Below are 26,339 nucleotides of genomic sequence, written 5' to 3'. Positions count from 1 at the left end.
ATGCGTCTAATTGCCAGCGATATTGACGGAACCATTTTAGGTCACGACGGAAAAATCAGTGCCCGCACCGTGAGGGCCTTTGCAGCAGCCGCCGAGGCCGGCATCGACATAGTTTTTGTCACAGGCCGGCCGCCGCGGTGGTTGGCGCCCATCAGGGAACAAATTGGGCACTTGGGCACCGTTATCTGTTCCAACGGTGCCCTCACCTATGATTTGGCCGAGGAAAAGGTCATTGATTCCCAGGTCCTTGGCTGGGACACCGTAAACAGCGTGCGCAGCATCATCATGGGCATTGCGCAGGAACCGTACTTTGCGCTGGAGTCATTGACGGGCTTTCATGTGGAGGAGGGTTTTCTCCGCGGCCAGGTGGTGGCCCGGGGGGTGGTCCCCGTCGATGCGTTGACCCCGGACATGGCCCAGGCCGGCATAGTCAAAATGCTTGCGGTGCTTCATGCCGGAACCGCCGACGAGTTCATGAAGCTGGTGGCACCGGCGGTTTCATCCCTCATCACAGTCACGCACTCCGCTCCCGAGCTGGCCCTGCTGGAAATGGGTCCGCTGGGCGTTAACAAGGCGGTGACCTTGGCCAGGTACGCTGCAGCACGGGGAATTGACGCGGCAGACGTGGTGGCTTTCGGTGACATGCCCAATGACATTGAAATGCTCGGCTGGGCTGGTGCCGGATACGCCATGGCCAGCGGGCATCCCGGTGCCATTGCCGCCGCCGCGCTTCAGGCGCCGCGCTTCGAGGATGACGGCGTGGCGCAGGTCATTGAAGCCCGACTCGGCGCCGCTGGGTAGAGCAAGTTGCGGCCCTACTTGGATGCCGGCGCCCCGCTGGCAATTGCGCATCGCGGGTTTTCCCGGCATGGATTGGAAAATTCCCTTGCAGCCTTTCAGGCGGCGCTGGATTTGGGCTTCAGCTACCTGGAAACCGATCTCACCACCACCGCCGACGGCGTCACCTTGGCATTTCACGACCCCACCCTGGACAGGACCACCGACCAAACAGGTGTCATAGCCCAGCTGCCCTATGCCAAGGTCAGGCTGGCACGCATTGGTGGCCGGACGCCCATAGCGACTTTGCAGGAACTGCTCACGGCACTGCCAGGCACGCACTTCAATCTCGATGTCAAGGATGCAGCGTCCGTGGGACCGCTGGTGGAACTGGTCGAAAAACTCCAATTGCACGATCGAATCTGCGTGACCTCCTTCTCGGAACGCCGCCGTCGTCAGGTATTGGCCCTGCTGAGCCGCCCCGTCAGCAGCTCGCCGGGAAGAGTGCTGCTGATGGCATACTTTCTGACCTCGCCCTGGTTGCCGCGGTTCCTGATGCGGGCCCTGATGCGCAGCGTTGATGTGTTGCAAACCCCGCCCAGTTACCTGGGACTGCGGCTGGCAACTGCAAAAAACGTTGACCGGGCGCACTCGTTGGGCCTGCACGTGCACGTCTGGACCATTGACGACCCTGCCCACATGCATGCCTTGTTCGACATGGGTGTGGACGGAATCATGAGCGACCGCGCGGATCTTTTGGCGGACGTCATGATGCAACGTGGATACTGGGATGGCCAATAGTGTGGGCGGACAATGGCAGGATGGATCCATGCGCATCTTGATTGCTCCAGATAAGTTCAAGGGAACCCTGAGCGGTTCCGAAGCCGCCGCTGCCATGGCCGAGGGCGCCCTGCGGGTCTATCCCGATGCCGTGGTGACGGCAGTGCCCATAGCCGACGGCGGTGAGGGCACCGTCGAGGCGGCCGTGGCGGCGGGCTTCGAGGAACATTTCAGCTCCGTGGTGGGCCCCATTCTGCAGCCCGCAGGGGCCGTCTGGGCCTTTGCTGAAAAGAGCCGCACGGCAGTCATTGAATCGGCCCAGGCGAGCGGCACGCTCCTTTGCCCAGCCACCGTGGAAAACGCCCTGCGGGCGCATTCCTATGGCACCGGCCAGCTCGTCGCTGCAGCCCTGGATGCCGGGGCGCGGGAAATCATCATTGGCCTGGGGGGATCGGCCATGACCGACGCCGGAACCGGGGCCCTGCGCGCCCTGGGTTTGAAATTGCTGGACGCCGCCGGAAACCTGGTCCCCTTGGGCGGAGGGTCGCTGATTGACGTGGTGGCCGTGGACGCCACCGGCCTGGATCCGCGGCTGGCAACTGTCAAGATCCGCCTGGCCCTGGATGTGGACAACCCCCTTTACGGTTACAACGGGGCTGCGCACATCTTTGCTGCACAGAAGGGCGCCGATGCGGACGCCATTGAACTTTTGGATGCGGGCCTGCGCAATTATTCCTCGGTGGTGCGTGAGGCCACTGGCGTGGACCCGGACGTGCCGGGCGCGGGCGCTGCCGGCGGTTTCCCGGCATCCTTTTTGGCCTTTGCGCAGGCCACCACTGAGAGGGGCTTTGACTTGGTGGCCGGACTCGTTGGTTTGGACGCGCAGCTGGAACACAGTGACCTTGTCATCACCGGTGAGGGTTCCATGGACGCCCAGTCCCTGTCCGGGAAGGGGCCCATTGGCGTGGCGGATGCGGCGCACGCGAAGGGGATTCCCGTGGTGGTGGTTGCCGGCCGGATTTCAGTAACGCCCGAGCAGTTGGCCGCCCATGGCGTGGTGGCGGCTGTAAGCCTCTTGGAGCTGGCCGGATCCGTCGAGGCGGCCACGGCGGAGGCAGCCCTGCACCTCACCCGGGCCACCTCGGAGGCCTTGAACGGCTTTTGATTCCGCGCTATTTGGCCAAGGTTGCCGTGGCCGGATCGGTGTCGGGCGTCAGCGGATCCTCGGCCGTGCCGCGCCACCGGGCAAGGGCGCTCATGCCGTGGTAGGTAATCAGGGCCGCAGCGGTGCCCAGTGCGATGCCTTCAAAGGTGAGGCTGCCAAGGGTCCAGGTGAAGTTCGCGATGCCCACAATGAGGGCCACGGCGGCGGTGGTGAGGTTGATGTTGTTGGAGAAGCTGACCTTGTTCTGGACCCAGATCCGCACCCCCAAGATCCCTATCATGCCGTAAAGCAGGGTGGCCGCACCGCCCAAAACGCCCGCCGGAACCGTGGCAATCAATTCGCCAAATTTGGGGGAGAAGCTCAATAGCAGGGCTGCAATGCCGGCAACCCAGTAGGCGGCCGTGGAATACACCTTGGTGGCGGCCATGACACCAATGTTTTCCGCATAGGTGGTGGTTCCCGAACCGCCACCAAAACCGGCCAAGGTGGTGGCAACGCCGTCGGCCATGATGGCACGGCCTGCGTAGGAGTCAAGATTCTCACCCGTCATCAATGCCACTGATTTCACGTGGCCAATGTTTTCGGCAAGCAGCACCAGGACCACGGGAATGAACAATCCCAGCACGGCCAAATGAAATGTTGGTGTTTGGAACTGGGGCAGCCCAAGCCAGGGTGCGGCGTCGATCTTGGAGAAGTCCACCTCATTGCTCACCACAGCCACGCCGTATCCCACCAGGACGCCCACCAAAATGGCCAGGCGGCCCAGAATGCCGCGGAAGAGCACGCTCACCAGGATGATTGTCAGCAAGGTGATGAGGGCAGTCACGGGTGCCAGTTCAAAGTTGCTCCGTGCCGAGGGTGCCAGGTTCAGCCCGATCAGGGCCACAATGGTTCCGGTGACCGGGGCTGGCATCAGGCGGTTGATCCAGGAGGAGCCAAATTTTTGCACAATCAGGCCCAGGATTGCCAGCGTCAAACCCGCAATCACCACCCCACCCAATGCGCCGCTGACGCCGTACTGCTGCTGGGAGGCCATGATGGGGGCAATGAAGGCGAAGCTGGATCCCAGGTAGCTGGGGACGCGGCCCCGGGTCAGAATTAAAAAGAAGAGGGTGCCAATGCCGGAAAAGAACAAGGTGGTGGCCGGGGGCATGCCCGTAATGAGGGGAACCAGAAAGGTTGCCCCAAACATGGCCACCACATGCTGGAGTCCAATGCCAATGGTGCGCGGCCAGCTCAACCGTTCATCGGGAGTGACCACCTGCCCCGGCGCAACTGACCTTCCATCGCCATGGAGCCGCCATGTAGTGCCCAACAAATTCATTTGCTTCTCCCGTGCTCGTGCCGCACCTGTGCGCGGCCCGCAGAACAGAATATCCCAGTGTGGCCGCAGGCGGGATTTGGGCCGTCCTAAGGGTGGTGCAGGTGCCCTTCATTGGCTAGCAGCACCACGCCCAGCAGGTCATTGAGCGCATGGGCCAGGGCCGGGTGTGCCAGTTCATACCGGGAACGCCTGCCCTCCTGCACTGCCACTGCAAGTCCGCAGTCACGCAGGCAGCTTAGGTGGTTGGAGATGCTTTGGCGTGAAACGCCCAGCTGACCGGCCAGCTCGGCAGGATAGTTCGGCTCCCGGGCCAAACTCATGAGGATTCCGGCGCGGGTGGGATCGGAAAGGGCATAGCCAAATCTTGCCAGGACCGCTGCGTTGCCAATGCGTTTCATTCTCAATACAATACATCATTGGATGTATTCAGTTATGGCTGTACCATGGGGGAATGTCCGGCCACCACCACACCCATGCCCCCGCGGATCCCTCCGCCAAGAGCCACAAGGGCCGCATAGCCATTGCCCTGGGCATCACCCTGGCGGTTTTTGTCTTTCAAATCATTGGATCCGTGATAACCGGTTCGCTGGCCCTGTTGTTTGATTCCGCGCACGTCCTGACCGACGCCGGCGGCCTGGCCATGGCCCTGTTGGCCGCGCGGCTCGTGGAACGGCCAGCCAGCAGCAGACGTACCTGGGGCTTTGCCCGTGCCGAAGTTCTCGCCGCCACGGCCCAGGCCGCCGTGTTGCTCGCCGTGGGGCTGGTGGTTCTGGTGGAAGGACTTCAAAGGCTGTTTGAACCCAGTTACATTGCCTCCCAGGAAATGATCGTCTTTGGCGCCATTGGGCTCTTGGGCAACCTTGTTTCCATGGCGGTGCTCCTGGGCGGACGGCACATGAACTTCAATATGCGCGCCGCATTCCTGGAAGTGGTCAATGATGCGCTGGGCTCGGTGGCCGTCATTGCAGCAGCGGTGATCATTGCACTCACAGGCTGGATGCAGGCCGATGCGCTGGTGGCACTGCTGATTGGGGCCTTGATCCTGCCCCGTGCCTTGAAGCTGTTGCTGGAAACCATCAACGTGCTCCTGGAGTCAACGCCCTCCGGACTGGACCTGGACAAGGTGCGCGAGCATATACTCCGTCTCGATCACGTCCAGGGTGTCCATGACCTCCACGCAAGCCAAATCGCCACTGGCCTGCCCATCCTGTCCGCCCACGTGGTGCTGGACGAGGAGTGCTTCCATGACGGTCATGTGCCCCAAATCCTCGATGCCCTGCAAAGCTGTGTGGCAGGACACTTTGACGTCAGTGTGGAGCACTCCACCTTCCAGCTGGAAACCGCGGTGCACGCCGAGCACGAACTCGGCGCGCACCACTGACCCCTAGCTGATCACACCGTCCACCAGTGCTTTGGCCTCGGCTTGAACCTGTGCCAGGTGCTCCTGTCCCTTGAAGGACTCGGCATAGATTTTGTACACGTCCTCAGTGCCGGAGGGGCGGGCGGCAAACCAGGCGCTTTCCGTGGTGACCTTCAAGCCACCAATGGCAGCACCGTTGCCCGGGGCCTCCGTGAGCTTGGCGGTGATGGGTTCGCCGGCCAGCGTGGTGGCCGTGACGTCGGCTGCCGAGAGCCTGCCCAGGGCCGCCTTCTGCTCACGGGTGGCGGCGGCGTCAATCCGGGCATAGGCCGGTGCGCCAAAACGGTCGGTCAATTCGCCGTAAAGAATTGACGGGGACTTGCCGGTCACTGCAGTGATTTCCGAGGCCAGCAGGGCCAACAAAATGCCGTCCTTGTCGGTGGTCCACACCGAACCGTCCTTCTTGACAAAGGAGGCCCCGGCGGATTCCTCCCCGCCAAACACGCCCTCGCCGGAGAGCAGGCCCGGGACAAACCACTTGAAGCCAACAGGCACCTCCACCAATTTACGGCCCAGATCAGCAGCCACACGATCAATGATGGAGGACGAAACCAAGGTTTTGCCGACCCCGGCCGTGGTGGGCCACTGGGTGCGGTGCGTGTAGAGATACTGGATGGCCACCGCCAAATAGTGGTTGGGATTCATCAACCCAGCATCGGGGGTGACAATGCCGTGCCTGTCCGCGTCGGCGTCGTTTCCGGTGGCAATGTCAAAAGGGGCGCCCGCGGCGAGCTTGTTGATGAGCGAGGCCATGGCTGACGGCGACGAGCAGTCCATGCGGATTTTCTCGTCCCAATCCAAGGTCATGAAAGCCCATTGCGGATCGACCGTGGGATTGACCACCGTCAGATCCAAATGGTGGCGCTCGCCAATTTCACCCCAGTAATCCACCGCTGCCCCGCCCATGGGGTCCGCACCAATGCGCACCCCTGCGGCACGGATGGCATCAAGGTCAAGCACCGAGGGCAGGTCATCGACGTAGCCGGAGAGGAAGTCATGTTTGCCTGTGGTGGCGGCGGCCATGGCTTCGGTCAGGGGCACGCGCCGGACTCCCCGCAGGCCGTCCGCCAGAAGGTCATTGGCGCGGTTGGCAATCCAGGCCGTGGCATCGGAATCGGCCGGGCCTCCGTGCGGGGGGTTGTATTTAAAGCCCCCGTCGCCGGGAGGGTTGTGTGAGGGGGTGACCACAATGCCATCGGCAAGGCCCTCCGTGCGGCCCCTGTTGTGGCGCAATATGGCGTGCGAGAGCGCGGGGGTCGGCGTGTAGCCGTGGCGTGCGTCAATGCGGACCTCAACACCGTTGCCGGCCAAGACTTCCAAGGCAGTGTTTTGGGCCGGCTCGCTCAGGGCATGCGTGTCCTTGCCCATGAAGAGGGGACCTGTGAACCCCTGCCCTGTGCGGTATTCCACAATGGCTTGGGTGATCGCGGCAATATGTCCCTCATTGAAGGAGGCCTGCAAGGAACTGCCGCGGTGCCCGGAGGTGCCAAAGGCCACGCGCTGGGCAGGGTCACTAAGGTCGGGAACCAGATCATAGTACGCATCCAGCAATGCGGAGAGGTCAACAAGGTCTTGGGGAAGGGCAGTTGTGCCCGCGCGGCTAGCCATGTCTCCAGCATGCCAGAGCCAGCCCCTCTTGGCATCAAGTGACCATCCTGTGGTCCGGGTCGGAAGCTGCGCCGGGCAGGCCCGTGCCCCACTGCAGGGATCGGCCCTGGACTACCATGGAGACCAAGATCAGCTCCCATCCCCGCCCTGGGCGGGGCAGCAAATCAAGCAGGAGAAACAGTGTCAAATCAACCGAACCACCAGCCCTCCTCCAGCGGTGGGGATCCGGATCAAATTCCCGCCGGTTACTACGCCCCGCCCGTGCCGCCGTATCAGGCTCCAGTTGCCCCCGCGACCTATCCGGAAACGCAGGCGCAGCAGCCTGCACCCTATGAGCAATACCCGCCCGCCCATGGCCAACAGCAATTTCAAAACTCCCAGACCCAGCAATACCCTGCCGGCATGCCCTACCCCAGTGGACAGTCCCACTCCGGCCCCGCGCCGCGCGGATTGAGCCTGAGCAGCATGATCATTGGCTTGGCCTCCCTGGTGCTGGGCTTCGGGTTCTTCATTGTTCCGCAGATAGTGGGCATTGTGCTGGGACACATGGGCCTGGGCAGGGAACAGCCGCAGGGCAAGGGCTTTGCCATCACCGGCCTTGTGACCAACTACGCGGCACTGCTCCTTTGCGGTGGGCTGTACCTGCTCTTGTTCATCGGGATCTTTGTCCGCTGACACTGCAAAACGGCACCCCAGCCGAGGCTCAAAGCCTTGGCTGGGGTGCCGTCGTCGTCCGGGAAGCTGTTACATGACTCCGGCCATGAGCTTCTTGATGGGCGCCTTGCACACGAACAAGGCCACACCGAACACGATTGAGACCAGGCCAATGACCAAAAAGTACGGGGTTTCATTGCTGGGGTCGTACCACTGGGCGAGGACACCCGACATGGCGGTTCCCAGTGAAACGGACAGGAAGAACAACGCCACCATTTGAGTCTGGAAGGCCGCCGGAGCCAATTTGGTGGCCAGGGACAGGCCCACGGGGGAGAGCATGAGCTCAGCGACCGTGAACAGCAGCAGGATGAACACGATCGCCAACAGGGGAACCATGGCCATGCCGGCGAACGGGATGAACGTCAGGTACGCCAGGCCCATGACCACCAGTGCCACGGAGAACTTCACGGGAGTTCCAGGCTGGCGGCTTCCCCACTTGGTCCACAGCGCGGCAAAGACGCCGGCGAGCACAATGATGAACACCGGGTTGATGGAGGTCACCCAGCTCGGGGGCATCTCCCAGCCAAAGATGCTGCGGTCCAGGCGGGTATCCGCATACAGGGCAATCACCGTGAACTGCTGCTGGAACAGCGACCAGAAAACCGCGCTGGCCAAAAACAGCGGCATGAAGGAGTAGACGCGGCTGCGTTCGGGAACGGTCAGGGTCTTGTTGCGCAAAATGACTGCAAAATAGCCCACCGTGGCAACAATGACCACGGCAACAATGATCCACTTGAGGTTCTCGGCCGTAATCAGCTTCAAAACCACGGCAGCGACGATCAAAACCACGGCGCCAACGGCCACACCGCCAAAGCGGCCGTACTGGGCCTTGGGCAGGGGGTTGGGAATTGCATGCGCGGAAGCCGGCAGGTTTTTGCGGGTCAGTCCGTACTGCACCAAACCCAGCCCCATGCCCACGGCAGCGGCGGCAAAGCCAATATGGAAACCCCAGGTGACCTGCAGCCAGCCGGTCACCAGCGGTCCAATCAGTCCACCAATGTTGATGCCCATGTAAAAGATGGAGAAACCGGCGTCGCGGCGGTTGTCATCCGTGGCGTACAAGGTGCCCACCAGGGAGGTGGCATTGGCCTTCAGCCCGCCTGAACCAACACCAATGAGGATCAGGCCCGTGGCCAAACCAGCGGACCCGGGAAGCAGTGCCAGGGACAAATGGCCGGCCATGATCAGGATGGCACTGTAGAAGAGCACCTTCTCCGAACCCATGAGACGGTCGGCAACCCAGGCGCCCAGGATCGTGGACAGGTAGACGCCACCGCCGTACGCGCCCACAATGCCCAGAGCCGTGCCTTGGTCAATGCCAAGCCCACCATCCGTGACCGTGTAGTACATGTAGTAGGCAAGGATCCCCTGCATGCCGTAAAAGGAGAACCTCTCCCACAGCTCAACGCTGAAGAGGTTCAGCAGCATCTTGGGCTGTCCAAAGAATGAAGTGTCGCGGGCGCTGGGGGGAGCCGTGGCCGGGCTGGCGGGGCTGTTTTGTGAACTCACACGAATAATTTTGTCACTTGCTTCACAGATCGTCACATTTGGCTGTTTTCTGCCCACAATTTGGAACTCCGGCTTTGGCATGGTTGCTCCACCCGTCCGTCCGCCCGGGCCGCCCGCCGGATAGGCTTGCCTGCGTACCGCTTTCATTGTTCCAAGGAGAAAAACATGTCAGACATCATGAACGTCACGGTGGATCAACTCGGCGCCGATGCCGTGATTTTGGACGTCAGGGAAGACTACGAATGGGAAGCGGGGCATGTGGATGGGGCCGTGCACATTCCCTTGGACCAGTTGCCGGCCCGCTTGGAGGAGCTGGACCCTGACACGGACCTGCATGTCATCTGCCGCACCGGGGGCCGTTCCTTCCGCGCCACCACCTGGTTGAACGAAAACGGATACAGTGCCTTCAATGTCATTGGTGGCATGGGTGCGTGGTTTGAGGCGGGCAAAAGCATGGTTTCAACCACTCAAGAGACCCCCCGCGTGCTATAGCTCCCTCCCGCCCAGCTCAAGCAAACCAGAAAGCCCCCCCATGACTTCCGTGCCCCAAACGCCCACCTTGCCGCTGACCTTTCTCGGCCCGGAGGGCACCTTCACTGAATCGGCGTTGCTGCAGGTGCCAAATGCCCGCAACATGCCGCGCATACCGGCCACCAATACGGCTGCGGCATTGCACATGGTGCGCTCGGGGGAGGCAGCCGCCGCCATGCTGCCCATAGAAAATTCCATTGAAGGTGGCGTCCCGGCAACCCTGGATGCCATCTCCAATGGCATTGAACTGCGGATCCTGCATGAGGTGGTGGTGCCTGTGAGTTTTGTGCTGCTGGCGCCGGCGGGAACCTCTTTGGCCGACGTTACGGCTGTGGGGACGCATCCGCACGCCTGGGCGCAGACGCGGGACTGGTTCGGCAGCCGACTGCCCCACGCCACCCATGTCCCGGCGCACTCCACGGCGGCGGCTGCACATCAATTGCTCGAGGGCACCGACGCGTTTCAAGCGGCCGTGTGTGCGCCGCTGGTGGCCGAACAGACGGGCCTGAACATACTGGCGGCAGGCATTGAGGACAACATTGGGGCGGTGACCCGCTTTGTTCTGGTGGGACTGCCAGGAACCCTGCCGGAGCCCACGGGGGCGGACAAAACCACCCTGGCCATCCCGTTGCCGGAGGACCACCCCGGCGCGTTGATGGCCATCCTGGAGCAGTTCGCCAGCCGGGGGGTGAACTTGAGCCGCATTGAATCACGCCCCACGGGCCAATTTTTGGGCCACTACATATTCAACGTGGACGTTGACGGGCATGTGCGGGACGCGCGGGTGGCTGATGCGCTGCGGGGACTCCACCGGGTCAGCCCCGGGATGAAGTTCCTTGGCTCCTACCCCCGCGCCGACGGCCAGCCGCCGCTGATCCAGCCTTACAACTCAGATGCTGCCTTTGGTGCTGCGGCGGCCTGGGTGGACTCGCTTAACTAAGCGGCCGCTGCCACCTGGGGCGGGAACAAATGCCTGCTGCGGAACATGCCCACGAGCAGCAGGATGATGGTGGGGACGCCGGCAACCAGGGGCAGCACCACTCCGGATGCGGTGCCGGTCATCACCAGGGAGCCAGCCAAATCCAGCGCCAGCAGCGCGGCAGTGCCAAAAAGGCCCACCCGCGGACTGAGCTGCTCCGGCACCGCGTATTTGAACAACATGACGACGCCGGCGCCCGTGACAGCAGCCGTGGTGATGAACTGCAGCATCGAGATCACCACGCTGAGCCAAGAGTTGACGTAGAAAATGTAGGACAGCAGCTGGCCAAAGGCCACAAGCAGGCCGAGGGCGCCCAAGAGAATCAAGAGCATGCCCGCGGGTGCTTTGTAGCGCAACGGATTCGCGGAGCGCTGCTCCTGCATGTGAAAAATGTTGCTCACGGGGCGCCTTTTGCTTAATTTTTTTTCAAGGGTTCAATACCTCAATTAAGGCTGCTGAAGCTGGGATATACAAGCCCAACCGCTGCCTCGTGACCAAGATCCCAATGCCCCTGGGAGCTTGCGCCGGAGTGCGGCGCTTTCCCCGAGGCAGGGGCAAGCCTATGCTTGGCGTAGCTCCCCGTGCACGGTGGAGTGAAACATCGGGACCAGCAGGAAAGAGGCGATTTATCGTGGATCATCAGGTGGATGAAAACAGCAGCCAGGCCGGCAAAATTGTCAATCCCGGCGCAGATACGGGCCCGGACGTCTCAGTGGGGGACGAGGGCGACTACGCCAACGAGTTGCGCTTCAATGAGGAGCAGCGCTTGATTAAGGAGCAGTCCCAGCAGGCTGAAACCGACTGATTTCACGCTCTGCGCCAGGGGCGCGGGCCACGTGGCCGCGGTTTGCGCCCCTGGCCGGCTCCGGCCCCCAGCGCTGGTGCCGGCTAGACCGGGTTGCCGGGTGCGGCCACCCGGACCAAAACAGCCTTGGGTTCAACACTGACCTTCACGCAGGTGGCCGGCCCGGTGGGATCGCCGTCTATTTGGGTCTCCACCGGCAGCACCGTGCGAATGATGAGTTTGCGGGAACGGTAAAAGTCAATGACGGGAACATGGTTCTTGTGCCGCAGCACCACCTTGCCGGCCATGGCCATCCAGCCAAAGGCGCTGCGCGGGCTTACCACCACCACGTCCAGGACGCCGTCGTCAATGACCGCGTCGGGCACAAAGTTAATGCCACCGGGAAGCCGCCCGCAATTGGCAAACAACACGGACCGGACTTTTCGCTGCTGGGCCGGTTCGTCATCGAGGGCTATGCTGACCTTTTTCCGGTGCCCGGCCAGATGGCGCAGCCCGGCCTCGCTGTAGGCGAGCCACCCCACATATTCCTTGAGCTTGGAGTTGGTGTCATTCATGACGTCCGCATCCATGCCCAGACCGGCAATGACCATGAAGGAATGTTTGGACGCGGCGCCCGTCACCCCGTCCTCCAGCTCCATTAAACCGGCATCAATGTGGCGTTGGTGCCCAAAAAGCGCTATCTGCACGCTGCCGGCAATGTCCGCGACGTCCAGATCCAAATTACGGGCCAGCAAATTCCCCGTCCCCAAGGGGATGATGGCCATGGGCACCTCCGTGTGCCGCAGGGTCTGCGCCACCGCGCGGACGGTGCCGTCGCCGCCGCCCACCAGCACCACGTCCGCCTTGGCATCCAGCGCGGACCGGGCCATGGAATAGCCGGGATCCTCGGCGGTGGTCTCAAGGAACAGGGGCTCCGGCCAGCCGGCCTTGGACACCGAGCGTGAAATCAAGGTCTTGGCATCCCGGGCGCCGCTTTTGGTGGGGTTGTAGATGAAAACCACCTGCTGCCGGGCCTGATGGATCTTGTGCGGGGAATCGGCCACTGCGCTGCGTGTGTTTTTTTGCGCCAGTTTCCGCACACTCAGCCAGCTGATGGCTGTGGCGAGGGCAATGATGGCCACAATGACGACGACGAGGATTTCAGTTGGCATGGTTTACCCACCATATCCCGTGAACTTGTTTTGATTGGATAGGCTTAGCGGGTGATCGATGTACGAGACCTCTGCGAAAATCCCGAAAGCTACCGTGCGAGCCAGCGTGCCCGTGGCGCCGAACCGTCCGTGGTGGACGCCATCATTGCCGCCGACGCCGCACGCAAGACGGCGATCACCTCCTTTGAAGCCCTGCGTGCGGAGCAAAATGCCTTCGGCAAAAAGGTGGCCAAGGCCCAGGGCGGCGAAAAGCAGGCGCTGCTGGCCGAGGTCAAGGAACTGGCCGCGGCAGTGAAGGCGGCGTCCGCCGCAGCCGACGCCGCCAACGCCGAACAGGACGCCCTGGTCCGGGCCATGCCCAACCTGGTCTCCGACGGCGTCCCGGAAGGCGGCGAAGACGACTTTGTGGTGCTCAAGACAGTCGGCACGCCACGCGAATTCCCCGACTTTGAACCCAGGGACCACTTGGAAATTGGTGAACTGATTGGCGCCATCGATATGGAACGCGGCGCCAAGGTTTCCGGTTCGCGGTTTTACTTCCTGAAGGGCGTGGGGGCGCGGCTGGAAATGGCGCTGCAGCAGATGGCCATGGACCAGGCCATCGCCGCCGGCTTCACCCCCATGATCACCCCCACCCTGGTGTTGCCCGAAACCATGGCCGGCACAGGCTTTGATGTGGCACATGACGCCGAGATCTACCGCCTTGCCGACGACGAGCTGTACCTGGTGGGCACCTCGGAGGTGGCATTGGCCGGCTACCACGGCAATGAGATCATCAACGTTGACGAACCCGTCCGCTACGCCGGCTGGTCCTCCTGCTACCGCCGCGAGGCCGGTTCCCACGGCAAGGACACCCGCGGCATCATCCGCGTGCACCAGTTCAACAAGGTGGAAATGTTTGTCTACACCACGGTTGAGAAGGCCGCGGAGGAACATGACCGCCTGCTGGGGTGGGAAGAGGAAATGCTGGCCAAGGTGGAACTGCCGTACCGCGTGATCGACACGGCCGCCGGCGATTTGGGCATGTCCGCCGCCCGCAAGTTCGACTGCGAGGCGTGGGTCCCCACCCAGAACGCCTACCGCGAACTCACCTCCACCTCCAACTGCACCGCCTTCCAGGCCCGCCGGCTCAACATCCGCGAGCGCCTGACAGCGGCCGACGGCGGCAAGGGCGGCACCCGCGCCGTGGCCACGCTCAACGGCACGCTGGCCACGACGCGTTGGATCGTGGCCATTTTGGAACACCACCAAAACGCCGACGGCTCCGTCAATGTCCCCGTTGCCCTGCGCAAGTACTTAGGCGGCATGGAAGTCTTCCCGGTCCTGTAAAGCAGGACGTTCACCTTGGGTGAGCACAAACACAGCTGTCTTTTTCGGGCGCATCTGCTTCACTGGTTATATGACCATGACAGTTGACAGTGCGGTTTCCGGCATCGATGACCGGAACAATGACGCACCCAAGTACCTTGTTGCCCTTGATGTTGACGGCACCCTTGTGGACCATGACGGTGTCATGAGCGAAGGCGTGCGTGAGGCTGCCCGCGCCGTGGTGGATGCCGGGCACCACGTCATCATTGCCACCGGCCGCTCCCTGGGTGCCTTGCTTCCGATTGTGGAAATGATCGGGCTGCGCAGCGGTTACGGGGTGTGCTCCAACGGCGGCGTCACCATTCGTTTGGATCCCGCATTGCCGTTGGGGTACGAGGTGGTTGACCGGGTCACCTTTGACCCGGCGCCGGCACTGAATGCCTTGCGGGAACGGATCCCCGGTGCGCTCTTTGCGCTGGAGGATTCGGAAGGGAACTTCCTGGCCACCTCACGGTTCCAGGATGCGAGTTTTGGCATTGAGGCCCGTGGCGTGGATTTCCAGGATTTGCTGGATACCGAGGCGGTCCGCGTGGTGGTGAACAGCGCCGAGGCCAGCACCCAGGAATTTGCCGACGCCATTGCCGCAGCAGGCCTGCAGGGCGTCACCTACGCCATTGGCTGGAGTGCGTGGCTTGATATTGCCGCCGCAGGAGTGACCAAGGCATCGGCGCTGGAAATCCTGCGCGGCACGCTGCAAATTGACCCGTCCCTGACAGTGGCTGTGGGGGATGGTTCCAATGACATTGAAATGCTCCGCTGGGCCGGGCGTGGGGTGGCCATGGGGCAGGCGGACGAGGAAATCAAGGCTGTTGCCGATGAGACCGCCGCCTCCGTGTACGACGACGGCGCCGCCACCGTACTGCGCAGCCTGCTCTAAGCCGCACGGTTGACCCGCCGGGCCAGCGGCCCGGCGGCTCGGATTGCTTGTGCGGCGGCGCCCCCAAGGCCAGGGGGCGCCGCCGTCGTGCCTGCTTCGGGGCAGCCGGGCTGCGGGCGGGATTAGTGCTTGGTGTCTTCGAAACGCTTGATGGAGGCGGTGAGTTCCGCCTCGGCGGCGGCACGGTCGGCCCAGCCCTCGGCCTTGACCCATTTGCCGGGCTCCAGGTCCTTGTAACGGGTGAAGAAGTGCTCGATTTCCTTCACCAGGAAGTCATCCACGTCGGAAAGTTCCTGAATGTGGTCAAAGCGCTTGTCATCGACCACGCACAGGACCTTGGCGTCGCCGCCGCCGTCGTCGGTCATGTTGAATACGGCAATGGGGCGGGCGTCCACCACAACGCCGGGGTGGAGATCAAAGTCCTGCAGCATCACGAGCGCATCCAGGGGATCGCCGTCCTCGCCCAAGGTGTTGTCAAAGAAGCCATAGTGGGTGGGGTAGGCCATGGAGGTAAACAGCACCCGGTCCAGGCGGACGCGGCCGCTCTCATGGTCAACTTCATACTTCACGCGTGATCCGCGGGGGATCTCGATGGTGACGTCGTGCTTCATCGTCAGGCTCCTCAGGGTGGGTAATGCACGGCCGCAACGCGGCCACGGGCGGAAATTCGGACTAGTATGAGGATATAGGCGCTTTCCCCGCCCTAAAAACCCGCCCCGTCTTCCGGGCACCCCTGTGCCGTCCAGGGGAATGGCTTAGCCGCACCAAACCACCAGTTGTGAAGGAACCGCCTGCTTCATGGGACGCACCTCAAAGATCCTGACAAGTGGTTTGCTCCTGTGTGCAGTGGCGGCCGTGACGGTCCCTGCCGGCCTGCACCTTGCCCCCGCGTTCCTGCCGCAGAACCCCGCCGCAGTGGCAGTGGTTCCTGCGGCCCAACAACCGCCCACCGCCCTGGCCGGCATCTCACTGCTGACGCCGTTGGTGGACACCGCACCGCTGCCGGAGACCGGCAGACTTGCCGCTGATTTGAAAAAGGCCCTGGCGTACGACGGCGCCGGCAGCTTTGGCATGCACGTCACCGACGCCCTCACCGGCCAGGAACTCTTTTCCCAAAACGGCGCAGCCCCGCTCACGCCGGCCTCAAACCTGAAACTGTTGACAGCTGCCGCGGCGCTGCACACTTTGGGCACCGAAACCCGTTTTCCCACCCGCGTTGTGGCCGGAGCGGCAGCCAATGAAGTGGTGGTCGTGGCAGGCGGAGATGCCATGCTCACCGATGGTGCCGGCAAGACCGGCCAGATTATGGGCCACGCCGGGCTGATGGAGCTGGCACAGGAGGTGGCTGCACAAATTGCCGCCGCCAACGTGGCCGGCCCCGTCACCGTCTCCATCGATGACACCGTCTTTTCGGGCCCGGCCCTGAATCCCCACTGGGCCGAGGGTGACGTGGCGGCAGGGGAAATTGCACCAATTTTTCCCATGGCCCTCAATGCCGGACGTTTGGCGCCGGAAGTGCTCAGCGGTGCGCGGCCGCAGGACTCCGCCGTGGCCGTGGCGGAGGCCTTTGCCCAGGCCTTGGAAGCGGCAGGCGTGGCCACCTCCGGCACCATCACACGCGGGGCAGCCCCCACAAAAGTTGCGGTTGAAGGCGCGGATGCCCCGCCGGCACGCGCCTTGCCGGCGGGAACAGTGCTGGGGGAGGTGCTTTCGGCAACGGTGGCAGAGCAAACCCAGTACATGCTCGCCGAGTCCGATAATTACGTGGCCGAGGTTTTGGCCCGCATGACAGCTGCCAAACTTGGCAGCGAGGCAAGCAACACCGGAGCGGTGGCGGCAGTGCGGGAAGTTCTCACCGGGTTGGGCCTGCCCCTGGATGATGTCACCACCACGGATAACTGCGGACTTGCCGTGGGCAACTTGATCAGCCCGGCCCGCTTGTCGCAGCTGTTGCAGCTCATGGTGTCAGATCCGGGCTCCGACATGGGGCACGCGCTGCCCGGATTGCCCATTGCAGGATTAAATGGCTCCCTGGCTACGCGTTTCAACGGGGCCGCGGATCTGGCCGGGGCAGGTGTGGTGCGCGCCAAAACGGGGTCATTGAACAGTGTCACCTCCCTTTCCGGCTACGTCATCAACTCCCACGGCAGGCTTTTGCTGTTCTCCATCATTGGCAATGGGCTCAGCGGCGGAGCGGCAGCTGCCCGCCCCGTGGTGGATGGTGCAGCCGCCGTTCTGGCGCAAAGCTAGGGAGCCGGCGATCCCCTGAGCGGGCCAGCAGTCAGGAAAAAATTTACCTGGTTTAGCGCATGCCGGGCGCCCCGCCGGAGGTGTATTCGCCCGCTGTTGTGGTGCCCACCATCGTGGCTCCTGTGGTGGTGCCGGAGCCAAGGCCCGCAGCAACGTCGGCTGTGCCGCCGGTGTAGACGGAATATTCCGAGCCATCCGTGATCTGCGGTGTGGAGAGAACCAGGGACTGCGTCTGCTTTGTGGGGACAAAGGTGCCCACCACGGCCCCGGAGGCATCGGTGATGTGCAGGGCAGTGCCGGCCTGCACTGCGGAGTCCAGGGTGATCTGCACGCTGGACTGGCTCGAGGTATCGCCGGGGGTGACCACCATGCCAACGCTCCCGGCTGCGGCGAGCGTGCCCCCGGTGACTGTCAACTCGCCATTGACGTCAAGAGCACCATTGCCACTGTTGGTGGGGCCGTTGACCACCACGGTGCCGCCACTGATGGTGGCGTTGCCATTGGAGTCCAGTCCATCGCCCTCGGCGTTGACAGTCACCGTTCCGCCGGAAATATCGACGCTGAAGTCACCTACCGTGTCCATGCCGCCGCCGTCCATGCCGCCACCCATGCCGCCACCGGCCGGGCGCTCGCCGCCGGCACCGGGGGCGGCATCACCGTCCGGCCGGCCGCCGCCGGCAGGGGGTTCACCGCCGGCACCGGCATCGCCTGTCGGGCGTTCGCCGCCCATGTCCGCTGGCATCTCGGCCGGGGCCTGATCGGATGTTGTTCCATCCGCGCTGGTGGTTCCTCCTGCGGCATTGATGCCGTCATCATTGGAGGTGACGTTGATGGTGCCGCCGGATATGACGATATGGGCGGCTTCCAGGCCTTCTTCGGACTTGGAAACAGTGGCGTTGCCGGCGCTGATGGTCAGGGTCGTCTCGGCCTTGATGCCGTCATCTCCTGCGGCCACATCCAAGGTGCCACCGGCCATCAACAACCAGCCGCGGTCGCTTTCACTGTCATTGTTGGCTTTTACGCCGTCTCCTTTGGCGGTAACAGCGTAAATGCCATCGAGCAACACGGTGTAATCCTTGCCTTTGATGCCGTCATCGGCAGCTTCAACAGTGACGTTGCCGGCAGCAAGCACCAGGCCGTCCTTGCTGACAATGCCGTCCTGGTAGTTGCCCTTGACCGTGAGGGAACCCGTGCCGGCAATGGTGAGGTCCGCCTTGGAATAGACGGCAGCATTGGGGGCATCGCTTCCTGGGTCGGCATAGGTGGAGGCGTCACTGAGGGTGTTGGCGGTGCCGTCCGCAAGGAAAATGAGCACTTCGTTGGCGCTTTGGATGTCAACGGCGGAACCCGTGGAACCGTCAATGGTGGCATTGTCCAAGATGAGGCGGACCACCTCGTCCCCGGCGGCAACCACCAGCTGCCCGGCGGTCAGTTTCCCGGATATCCGGTAGCTTCCGCCGGCGGTGATTTTCACAGTGTCGCCGTCAATGGAAACACCATCTGCATCGGTGCCCGACGCCACACTTGCACCATCGGCCAGGGTAATGGTGGTTTCCTTGGCGGCATCCCAGAGAAGGTCATCAGCGTCATAGTGGGTGGCATCAGCAATGCTGCTGGCCAGCTCCGCCTCGGTCCCGGAGGTGTTGATGTTGGGCGCTGCGGCAGCCGAATCGGAGGAGGTGGCCGCCGCCGTCGGATTTGCCGGCTGAGCGGAACATCCCGCCAGGGCCAGGGCCAAGGCAAGGGCTGCAACGGAGGTGGCGCGTTGTGTTTTTGCAAAGAAGTTCATGGTGCTCCTTGGAGGTCCAGGGGTTGCGGCATGTTGCGCAACAGTGTGCGGTGCCAGCGATTGGCAGGAAGATGTGGCATGAGAGCGGCCAGGCCGGTCGCAAATTTTGAGATTCGTGCGGGGCGGATGCCGTGTCTCCAGAGGTATTTATCCAGTTGTCCAGGCGCGGATCCTGATTTCGTTTCCACCACCAGCTGGTCGTTCATCACCAGTGGATCCTGTCCGGGCAATGCCCAGGCAACGTTGAGGTCGATCGTGGCCCTGCTGTTCGACCCCGGCAGATACAGGGTGATCCGTCCGTAGACGGTTTCCAGGACGGGCGCCAAGTCAATGGGCGGCACATGGCCTGAAGCCTGAAGGGTCTGGGCAATGTAGCTTGCACCCTCAGCGGTGATGGTGGCGCGATCGGCAAGGTTGTACGGGATACGTTCCTTGACGGTGGTGCTGCGTGCGCCTTCCGTTTTAACTTCCAAAAAGCTGATCCCACTGTCAAGGTAGCTGCGGGTGCGGATTTTGTAACGCTGGCGCCGGCCATAGGCGGCCAGGTGGTAACTGTCCAGGCCGGGGGTGTCAAAGTACACGGAATCGTAAGGAAAAATCTGCAGGCCGTTATTGTCCAGGACCTGCATTTGGGCCTCAAAACCGTTGAACAGCCCGGTGAATATGGTGGCAGGTATGAGGTATTTTCTATCGATGCGGGTCTGCAATGCCGCGGCGGCGTTGAGGTCCTCAAGATTGATGGTGGGCAAGGTGCCAAGCCGGGGTTGCAGGGAGGTCTGATACTGCGGGCCCACTAGGCACCCACTTGATCGAAGCGTCGGTCCCCGGCTGCAGAGAGCTGCTCTTGAAGCGGCCCGGGCCCCGCCGAAACAGTGGTGCTGTGCACGTGTACCTCGAAACGCACATCCACATGGGTTTTGTCATTGACCAGGTCAAGGCACTGGACAATGACCGTGTGGACGGTGCCGCCCAGGAGCTCTTCAAGTCTGGTTTTCAGTGCTGCCGGATCGGCGATGGCCTGGTCCAGGATGACGCTTTGCTGGCGGTAGGCAGGGAGCACGCGGGGGTTGTCACCAATGAACATGACAATAAGGATCAAGGCCATGAGTGAGAGTGAAAGCCAGAGCGGCTCAACGCCGAGCCCGGAAATCAGGCCCAGGGCCAGCGCCGAGAAATAGTAGGCCACTTCGTGTTGGGAAAGCTCCGTGGAGCGTAGGCGAATGATGGAGAGAACGCCGAACAGGCCCAAGCCAAGGCCAACACCGGCGCCCGAGCTGGAGAGTGCCGTGGCGACGGCCAGCACGCCAACGTTGATTCCCAGGTAGGAGACCACCAAGTCCCGTCGCCGGTGCCGGCGCAGGTACATGCCAAACGTCATGACAGTAATTGCCATGAGATCGGCGGCCACGAATATCCATGCGTTCATAATTGTCTCCAAAATCAAGGTTGCGAAGGGGTGCTGTAACTAGATTTCCGCGTGAAGCTGTGCTGAATCTGTGCTGGTGGGAAGCTGGGCTTGTGAATACTTGTTTGCTGCCGAAGTCTTTTGGGCGCCGGCGGCCGGTCCGCGGAAAAGGCAGCGTTTTTGCACGGCAAAACTGAGCAGGAACAGCATCAACTCGGTGAGCAGCTTTGCCGCCAGCGTGGGCACGCCGGCCGCCGTGAAGCTGAGCAGGAGCCCATAGTTGGCACCCAGCAGGAAGGTTGCCAGGGCCAGGTAGCCGGTGACAGCCCGTTTGAGCGGCAGCGGCCGTCCTGCGGGGAAGACAAGCTGCCGGTTGAGGCCAAAATTGGTGCCCGCGCTGATGATTCTGGCGCCCACGGTGGCCTGCCACAGGGAACCCGTGGCGGCCATGAGTATCAGGAAGACAGCCGTGTCCACCAGGAAACCCACCAATGAGGACAGGGAGAATTTTAATAAGGGGGCGTAAATCCGCAGGGAGTCGCGCAGCGGACGGAAATGGGATGATTCATTACCGGCAAGGTAGATGGTGGCAATGCTGACATTTGTCAGGACGTAACCCTGGGCGCTGGCCTCCAACAACACATTGAGTTCGTATTCATAGCGGTTGCCGCGCACCGACAGCAGCCAGGGGAGCAACTGCGCAGGGTAGCCGCGCAGCCCCGTTTGGGTGTCACGCAGCCGGGTGCCTGTTGCCAGTGCAAAGAAAAACCCGGTGGCGGCGTTGCCAAAGCGGCTGCGTAGTGGCACCTGCCCGCTAAAGTGCCGCTCACCTAAAACAATGGCATCATGTGCCCGCATTTCCCCCGCCACGCGCAGGATGTCAGTTACACAATGCTGGCCGTCGCTGTCGGCACACACCACATCGTGGCCAGGCAAATTTGCAGCTATATAGCTAAAACCCGTTTTGAGGGCCTGGCCTTTGCCGTGGTTGTTCGGATAAGCCAGGACGGTGGCACCCAGAGCCTTCACCTGCTGGAATACTGCGTCGAAACGGGGCCCGCTGCCGTCGTTGACCACCAAAATTGCCGCACCGGTGCCGGAGTTGGTGAGTTCCTGGATCAGTTCGGGAAGTTTATGGTCTGGTTCGAAGGAGGGTATCAAAATGATCATGGCCGGCTACCTTGCAAGGTAAAGGATGTCGGAAGTGCCGCGTTCCTTGTTTTTGCCCAGTGGATTGTTCACCACAGAGCCATTGAAGTACATGGTGGAGGATCCCCCGCCATCAATGTTGTACGCCGTGGTGGCTCCCTGATCCAGCATGATTTGGGCCAACTCCGGGAGGGTGACGCCTGTGCTGTAGCCGGTGGAGCGGCCATCCACCACCACGAAAACGAGCTGGTTGGGGCTGATGACGCCCACGGCCGTCCGTGGCTGGAGCCCCTGGATGGAGTGGTTGCCAAAGTTGGTGTCCACCTCAACGCTGTCAATGCCGGCTTTGACGGCGTTGTTCTCAATCAGTGACGGACCGAAAGAGAGCGTGTTCCACACGCCGTTGGCCACCAGGGTTGCGGCGTTGGTGGCGCGCTCGTCATAAACTTCAACTGTCCCGTCGCGGTGGAAGGCAAGCCCTTCCCGGGTGCCGGTGTCGCGGTAGGAGACACCATTGCGGATCACAATGCCGGTATCGCGGAAGCCGTAGTAGTCGCCGTTGATGGCAAAAATTGCGTCCTTGTCCTGCGCGATGGCTGACGTGGTTTCGGTGATGTTTTCGCCAAAACTGTTCTGTGCAAACGCCGATCTCAAGGCTGTGGCATCCGTGAGATCGACCTTCGCCGTAAAGTAATTCAGTGTCGTCCCGCCGCTTCCGGTCGTGACTTGATTGATGGCCAGCGTGGCGGTTTGGGAGGTGAAGCCGTTCTCGCTGACGACGGCGGCAGCGGATGCCCCTGCCTCGGCAGCGCTCGCCGTGCCTCCGCTTTGTGACGAGGCAGCGCCGGCCTCGTAGGCATCGACGTCGGTTATTTCAACATGCTCGACAACGAAACTGTCCAGGGCCCAAGCTGCGGCGCCACCAGCGGAGAGGAGCAGCCCCAGGGCCCCACCAATGACGACGCGTCGACTGGGGGATTTGGTGGCGCCCGGGGCCATGGCGTTTTTTTCAGTGGGTGGTGATGAAGTGTTCATGCTTCTTTTTTACGCACGCACCCTGTGCCACATGCGTCCACTATCTTGTGCTGAAGCTGTGAGCGCCGAATGCCTAGACGGTGGGCAGCTGCAGCATGAAGCATGTCCGTCCGGGAATGCTTGTCACCTTGATGGTGCCGTGGTTTGCCTGGGCCAAGGCGTCAACGATCGCCAGTCCGAGCCCGGAACTGTTGCCCCCATTGCTGGTGCGGGCAGCGTCGGCCCTGCTGAATCGAGTGAAGATCTGGCGCAGGAACTCCTGCGGTATCCCTGCGCCATTATCTTCAACGGACAGTGTGGCAAGCCCCTGCGCCGCTGCCAAGCCCACTTGAATGTGGGTGCCGGCTGCCGTGTGCTTGGCGGCATTGGAGAGCAGATTGATGATGATTTGCCGCAGCTCCGATTCCACGGCCATCACCAGCACCGGTTCCTGTGGCAGTTGCAAAGACCAGCCGTGGTCCTGCGCGGCAACTTTGCTGTCCTGCGTGGTTTCCATGAGCAGGTCGGTCAGGTCAACGGATGTTGCTTCGCCCCGCTGGCCCTCATCGAGACGGGCCAGCAGCAGGAGGTCCTCAACCAGGGCAGACATGCGCCGGGATTCGCTGTCCACCCGATGCAGCGCTGCGGATCCGGAGGGGGTCAAGGTTTCGCTCAGCAGCACAAGTTCCGTGTAGCCACGGATGGAGGTCAAGGGAGTGCGGAGTTCATGGCTGGCATCGGCTACAAACTGACGAACCTTGACTTCGCTGGCGTGCCGGGCCGCAAACGCCCGGGTCAAGTGGTCCAGCATGTTGTTGAAGGCGACGCCCACCTCGCCTATCTCGGTCCCGGGCTCGGACGCCATGGGCGGTATTCGGACATGGATGGCCGCCTCACCGGACTCCAACGGCAGCGTTGAGACGGTGGTGGCCACGGCTGAAAGTTCATCCAGCGGCCGCAGGGAACGGCGGATCATGATGGTGCCAATGAGCCCAATAAGCCCTAGGCCAGCCAGCGACACGCTTGTGGTGGCCAGGAGCAGGGAGTCCAAAATGGAGTCACGTTCCGTGGTGGACAGCCCTGTCACCAACACTTCACCGTCCCGGGTGATGGCAGTGGAAGCCTGGAGGCGGTAGTGCCCGCTGGAGAGCTCCAGCTCCTTGGGGCCGCCGGCAGGGTCCACCTGCCCCACCAACAGCAGATCCGCCGTGGACAGGGCAACGGCCGTGCCGTCGGTCTGCACGACCGCCGACGCGATGTCGGCGTCGTCGGAAAAGAGGGCTACCAAGGTACCGGGCCGTTGACCACGTGTGTCAAGGGGGTCGGGTTGGCTGCCGGTCAACGGCTCGGAAGGTGAAGCGGAGGCATTGGGTGGCGGACCCTTCGGACCGAACGACCGCGCGGCGGCTTCCTGCAGACCGGAATCAAGTTGCGCGCTGAGGTAGTTGTTCATCGCCAAATGGCTGACTATGCCCACAGTTGCACAAATGGATGCCAACAGGATGAGCATGGCAACTATCAACTTGGTACGCAGCCTGTGCCGGCGCCTGCCCCCTTGGACCGTTCCAGCCGCCCTGCCGGCAGCCGCTGCCGAAGACCTCATGAAACCGCGGGCTTGAGCACGTATCCCACACCGCGGACCGTGTGGATCATGGGGGCCCGGCCGGCGTCGATCTTTTTTCGCAGATAGGAAATGTACAGCTCCACAATGTTCGCTTGGCCGCCAAAATCGTAGTGCCACACTTGATCCAGTATTTGGGGTTTGCTCACCACCCGGCGCGCATTCTCCATCAAATAACGCAGCAGTTCCCACTGCGTGGCAGTGAGGTCAATGTCCACTCCGCCGCGCTTCACTTCCCGGGTGTCATAGTTCAGCATTAAATCGCCCACCACCAGTTGCGCGTTGTCTGAGGATGCAATGCCTGAACGCTGCACCAGACGGTGCAGGCGCAGCACCAATTCCTCCATGCTGAAGGGTTTGGTCACGTAGTCATCGCCACCAGCGGCCAAACCGGCAATCCTGTCATGAACCCCGTCCCGCGCCGTCAGAAACAGGGCCGGAATGGTGGGTATGAATTCCCGGATTTTGGCCAGCGCCTCAATGCCGTCCATGCCAGGCATCATGACATCAAGCACCAAAACGTCGGGGCGGAAGGTGCGGGCGGCGCGGATGGCATCTGCGCCGTTCGCTGCCGTGGCAACGTCCCAAGCCGTCATACGCAGGCCCATGCTGATGAGTTCCGTCAAGCTGAGCTCATCATCAACCACCAGAGCGCGAATCGGGCTGCCGTCCGGATGGGACAACGGAGGAAGGTCGGTGAAGGAGTTCCGCGGTGGGGTGCTCATGGATGCAACTCTCGTAGGGGACATTGACTGGCGGGCCGCGCCCGGTTTTCATCCGGTTGCGGCGCTGCGCCGGCGGCAGTGTTGATGGACGTTCAATCCAGTGTCGCCGCACATTCCATGCCTTGGCCAGTTTCCTCCTGTGCCGCAGCTGTGAAAAGCCCATTGTGCCTGCCACCACCACTTTCAGCAGGCGCACAAACATTTGTGATCTGATGGGTCAATGACCCCGCACAGCACACCCCCGGCCACACCCCAGCTGATCAATTGGGAACTTGCAGCAAAAACGGCAGCCGGACTGGCACCGGCAGGACCGGTGCTCAATGGTTCGGAAATTGCTGCCGCGGTGGATAATTTGCGTCTCATGGCTGAAAAATCCGTACCGCACGTCCATGAGATCAGCCGCTTGGAAGCAGCCCGTGACCTGCATGACTCCCAGGTCCTGGTGGTGGACAGGGCATCCTGGGCCAAAGCCAACACCCAAAGTTTTGCCGTCATGCTCGACCCGGTGCTGCGCGCGCTCGCGGAGAAAAACGCCAACCCGGGCACGGCAGCCAAAGCTGCCGTGCCCGGGCGCCCGGGTGCCGCGGTGAGTTCCACCGTCACCGGAGCCCAGCTGGGTGCTGCCTTGGCGTTCCTTTCCAGCAAGGTTCTGGGCCAATACGACCCCTTCGCCGCACTGGCACCCACAGCGAGCGTGGCGAACCAGGCCTCGGGCGGGCGCTTGCTCCTGGTGGCGCCAAACATCATCACGGTGGAACGTGAGCTTCGGGTGGATCCGGCGGACTTCCGGCTGTGGGTCTGCCTGCACGAGCAAACCCACAGGGTGCAGTTTGCGGCCGCCCCGTGGCTGCGGCACCACATGCTCGCTGAAATTGAAAAGCTTGGTTCCCTGCTGGTGGGGGATTCGGAAAACTTTGGGAACCGCATCTTGGAAAGCGCCAAGGCACTGGGCGGCAGGCGCGGCAAAGCGGGCCAGGAGGCGGACCCGAACCGCGGCAGCGTGCTCGACCTGCTGCAGAACCCCGAGCAAAAAGCCGCCTTGTCGCACTTGACGGCCGTCATGAGCCTGCTCGAAGGTCATGCCAATGTGGTGATGGACGGGGTGGACAGCAAAATTGTGCCCACCGTGCGCACCATCCGCCAGCGTTTCAACCAGCGGGGCAAGGACCGCGGGGTGGTTGAAAGGTTTGTTCGGAACCTCATGGGCCTGGACGCCAAAATGCGTCAGTACAGCGACGGGGCCAAATTTGTCCGCGAAACCGTCGCCCTGGTGGGCCTGGACGGCTTCAACGTGGTCTGGCTGCGCCCGCAAAACCTCCCTACGGAAGCTGAAATACACAATGCCCGACTCTGGGTGAACCGGATGGGGTTGTAGCCG

At 62.4% G+C, this 26,339-nt stretch carries 26 protein-coding genes; 12 read left to right on the top strand and 14 right to left on the bottom strand.

The genetic code is table 11. The features are described from left to right. The 3 genes from ACFUCV_RS07375 to ACFUCV_RS07365 all read left to right on the top strand — a co-directional run bounded on the left by ACFUCV_RS07375 (position 1) and on the right by ACFUCV_RS07365 (position 2,722). On the top strand, positions 1-801 hold the full coding sequence (locus ACFUCV_RS07375) for an HAD family hydrolase (protein WP_380814043.1): 801 nt from the start codon (positions 1-3) through the stop codon (positions 799-801). A 72-nt stretch (positions 802-873) separates the two neighbouring features. Then, on the top strand, positions 874-1,578 hold the full coding sequence (locus tag ACFUCV_RS07370) for a glycerophosphodiester phosphodiesterase family protein (RefSeq protein ID WP_380814041.1): 705 nt from the start codon (positions 874-876) through the stop codon (positions 1,576-1,578). 28 nt (positions 1,579-1,606) lie between these two features. After that, entirely contained in the window at positions 1,607-2,722 is a 1,116-nt protein-coding gene (locus tag ACFUCV_RS07365; protein ID WP_380814039.1) for a glycerate kinase, read from the top strand. A gap of 7 nt (positions 2,723-2,729) precedes the next feature. Here ACFUCV_RS07365 and ACFUCV_RS07360 read toward each other — a convergent pair whose 3' ends face one another. Beyond that, the gene (locus ACFUCV_RS07360) at positions 2,730-4,046 is read right to left on the bottom strand and encodes a uracil-xanthine permease family protein (RefSeq protein ID WP_380814037.1); all 1,317 of its coding nucleotides are present in this window, start codon (positions 4,044-4,046) and stop codon (positions 2,730-2,732) included. Between the two features lie 86 nt (positions 4,047-4,132). After that, positions 4,133-4,444, bottom strand: a complete 312-nt coding sequence (locus ACFUCV_RS07355) for an ArsR/SmtB family transcription factor (protein ID WP_380814035.1) — start codon at positions 4,442-4,444, stop codon at positions 4,133-4,135. 53 nt (positions 4,445-4,497) lie between these two features. Here ACFUCV_RS07355 and ACFUCV_RS07350 point away from each other — a divergent pair, with 53 nt between their 5' ends. Further along, entirely contained in the window at positions 4,498-5,427 is a 930-nt protein-coding gene (locus ACFUCV_RS07350; protein WP_380814033.1) for a cation diffusion facilitator family transporter, read from the top strand. A 3-nt stretch (positions 5,428-5,430) separates the two neighbouring features. On the opposite strand, the gene pgm is transcribed toward ACFUCV_RS07350, so the two are convergent. Further along, positions 5,431-7,074, bottom strand: coding sequence for a phosphoglucomutase (alpha-D-glucose-1,6-bisphosphate-dependent) (pgm, locus tag ACFUCV_RS07345; protein WP_380814031.1), 1,644 nt, complete (start codon positions 7,072-7,074; stop codon positions 5,431-5,433). 180 nt (positions 7,075-7,254) lie between these two features. Between pgm and ACFUCV_RS07340 the strand changes: the two genes are divergently transcribed. After that, positions 7,255-7,749 carry a DUF4190 domain-containing protein gene (locus ACFUCV_RS07340; RefSeq protein WP_380814029.1) on the top strand — a complete coding sequence of 165 codons (495 nt, stop codon included), beginning with the start codon at positions 7,255-7,257 and terminating at the stop codon, positions 7,747-7,749. Between the two features lie 69 nt (positions 7,750-7,818). On the opposite strand, the gene ACFUCV_RS07335 is transcribed toward ACFUCV_RS07340, so the two are convergent. Next, positions 7,819-9,216: a peptide MFS transporter gene (locus tag ACFUCV_RS07335; protein ID WP_380814174.1), complete on the bottom strand. Its 1,398-nt coding sequence runs from the start codon at positions 9,214-9,216 to the stop codon at positions 7,819-7,821. A 246-nt stretch (positions 9,217-9,462) separates the two neighbouring features. Between ACFUCV_RS07335 and ACFUCV_RS07330 the strand changes: the two genes are divergently transcribed. Together ACFUCV_RS07330 and pheA are read left to right on the top strand one after the other, a co-directional pair. Continuing rightward, positions 9,463-9,789 (top strand): rhodanese-like domain-containing protein, encoded by a 327-nt coding sequence (locus tag ACFUCV_RS07330; RefSeq protein WP_380814027.1) that lies wholly within the window; start codon positions 9,463-9,465, stop codon positions 9,787-9,789. 40 nt (positions 9,790-9,829) lie between these two features. Continuing rightward, entirely contained in the window at positions 9,830-10,768 is a 939-nt protein-coding gene (gene pheA, locus ACFUCV_RS07325) for a prephenate dehydratase (RefSeq protein ID WP_380814024.1), read from the top strand. Here pheA and ACFUCV_RS07320 read toward each other — a convergent pair. Next, positions 10,765-11,208 carry a hypothetical protein gene (locus ACFUCV_RS07320; RefSeq protein ID WP_380814021.1) on the bottom strand — a complete coding sequence of 148 codons (444 nt, stop codon included), beginning with the start codon at positions 11,206-11,208 and terminating at the stop codon, positions 10,765-10,767. The genes pheA and ACFUCV_RS07320 overlap by 4 nt on opposite strands. A gap of 230 nt (positions 11,209-11,438) precedes the next feature. Here ACFUCV_RS07320 and ACFUCV_RS07315 point away from each other — a divergent pair, with 230 nt between their 5' ends. Continuing rightward, on the top strand, positions 11,439-11,612 hold the full coding sequence (locus ACFUCV_RS07315; RefSeq protein WP_380814018.1) for a hypothetical protein: 174 nt from the start codon (positions 11,439-11,441) through the stop codon (positions 11,610-11,612). An 83-nt stretch (positions 11,613-11,695) separates the two neighbouring features. Here ACFUCV_RS07315 and ACFUCV_RS07310 read toward each other — a convergent pair whose 3' ends face one another. Continuing rightward, the gene (locus ACFUCV_RS07310; protein ID WP_380814016.1) at positions 11,696-12,763 is read right to left on the bottom strand and encodes a diacylglycerol/lipid kinase family protein; all 1,068 of its coding nucleotides are present in this window, start codon (positions 12,761-12,763) and stop codon (positions 11,696-11,698) included. Between the two features lie 51 nt (positions 12,764-12,814). On the opposite strand from ACFUCV_RS07310, the gene serS reads away from it, so the two are divergent. Together serS and ACFUCV_RS07300 are read left to right on the top strand one after the other, a co-directional pair. Then, positions 12,815-14,092, top strand: coding sequence for a serine--tRNA ligase (serS, locus tag ACFUCV_RS07305; RefSeq protein WP_380814013.1), 1,278 nt, complete (start codon positions 12,815-12,817; stop codon positions 14,090-14,092). Between the two features lie 70 nt (positions 14,093-14,162). Continuing rightward, positions 14,163-15,008: an HAD family hydrolase gene (locus ACFUCV_RS07300; protein WP_380814010.1), complete on the top strand. Its 846-nt coding sequence runs from the start codon at positions 14,163-14,165 to the stop codon at positions 15,006-15,008. Between the two features lie 122 nt (positions 15,009-15,130). Here the strand turns inward: ACFUCV_RS07300 and ACFUCV_RS07295 are convergent, their stop codons facing one another. Further along, positions 15,131-15,619, bottom strand: a complete 489-nt coding sequence (locus tag ACFUCV_RS07295; protein WP_380814007.1) for an inorganic diphosphatase — start codon at positions 15,617-15,619, stop codon at positions 15,131-15,133. A gap of 187 nt (positions 15,620-15,806) precedes the next feature. Between ACFUCV_RS07295 and ACFUCV_RS07290 the strand changes: the two genes are divergently transcribed. Continuing rightward, entirely contained in the window at positions 15,807-17,258 is a 1,452-nt protein-coding gene (locus ACFUCV_RS07290; RefSeq protein WP_380814003.1) for a D-alanyl-D-alanine carboxypeptidase/D-alanyl-D-alanine-endopeptidase, read from the top strand. Positions 17,259-17,310: 52 nt separating this feature from the next. Here ACFUCV_RS07290 and ACFUCV_RS07285 read toward each other — a convergent pair whose 3' ends face one another. From ACFUCV_RS07285 to ACFUCV_RS07255, 7 genes are all read right to left on the bottom strand, one after another. Next, a complete protein-coding gene (locus ACFUCV_RS07285; RefSeq protein ID WP_380814001.1) occupies positions 17,311-19,047 on the bottom strand; it encodes a carbohydrate-binding domain-containing protein in 1,737 nt (578 codons plus the stop codon). Next, a complete protein-coding gene (locus ACFUCV_RS07280; protein WP_380813999.1) occupies positions 19,044-19,841 on the bottom strand; it encodes a polyphosphate polymerase domain-containing protein in 798 nt (265 codons plus the stop codon). The genes ACFUCV_RS07285 and ACFUCV_RS07280 overlap by 4 nt, the downstream gene beginning before the upstream one ends. Further along, positions 19,841-20,473 (bottom strand): DUF4956 domain-containing protein, encoded by a 633-nt coding sequence (locus ACFUCV_RS07275; RefSeq protein ID WP_380813997.1) that lies wholly within the window; start codon positions 20,471-20,473, stop codon positions 19,841-19,843. The genes ACFUCV_RS07280 and ACFUCV_RS07275 overlap by 1 nt, the downstream gene beginning before the upstream one ends. A 39-nt stretch (positions 20,474-20,512) precedes the next feature. After that, complete coding sequence (locus ACFUCV_RS07270; protein WP_380813995.1) at positions 20,513-21,622, bottom strand: GtrA family protein; 1,110 nt, start codon at positions 21,620-21,622, stop codon at positions 20,513-20,515. Positions 21,623-21,628: 6 nt separating this feature from the next. After that, on the bottom strand, positions 21,629-22,636 hold the full coding sequence (locus ACFUCV_RS07265; RefSeq protein WP_380813992.1) for a phosphodiester glycosidase family protein: 1,008 nt from the start codon (positions 22,634-22,636) through the stop codon (positions 21,629-21,631). A 73-nt stretch (positions 22,637-22,709) separates the two neighbouring features. Beyond that, positions 22,710-24,125, bottom strand: coding sequence for a sensor histidine kinase (locus tag ACFUCV_RS07260; protein ID WP_380813989.1), 1,416 nt, complete (start codon positions 24,123-24,125; stop codon positions 22,710-22,712). An 89-nt stretch (positions 24,126-24,214) separates the two neighbouring features. Continuing rightward, entirely contained in the window at positions 24,215-24,961 is a 747-nt protein-coding gene (locus ACFUCV_RS07255) for a response regulator transcription factor (RefSeq protein WP_380813986.1), read from the bottom strand. Between the two features lie 220 nt (positions 24,962-25,181). Between ACFUCV_RS07255 and ACFUCV_RS07250 the strand changes: the two genes are divergently transcribed. After that, a complete protein-coding gene (locus ACFUCV_RS07250; RefSeq protein ID WP_380813983.1) occupies positions 25,182-26,336 on the top strand; it encodes a zinc-dependent metalloprotease in 1,155 nt (384 codons plus the stop codon). Positions 26,337-26,339 lie beyond the last annotated feature (3 nt).

The organism is Specibacter sp. NPDC057265, assembly GCF_042668835.1.
Classification (GTDB): Bacteria; Actinomycetota; Actinomycetes; order Actinomycetales; family Micrococcaceae; genus Specibacter.
The sequence above is the reverse complement of the archived record's forward strand: the minus strand, read 5'-3'. Positions and strand labels throughout refer to the sequence as shown.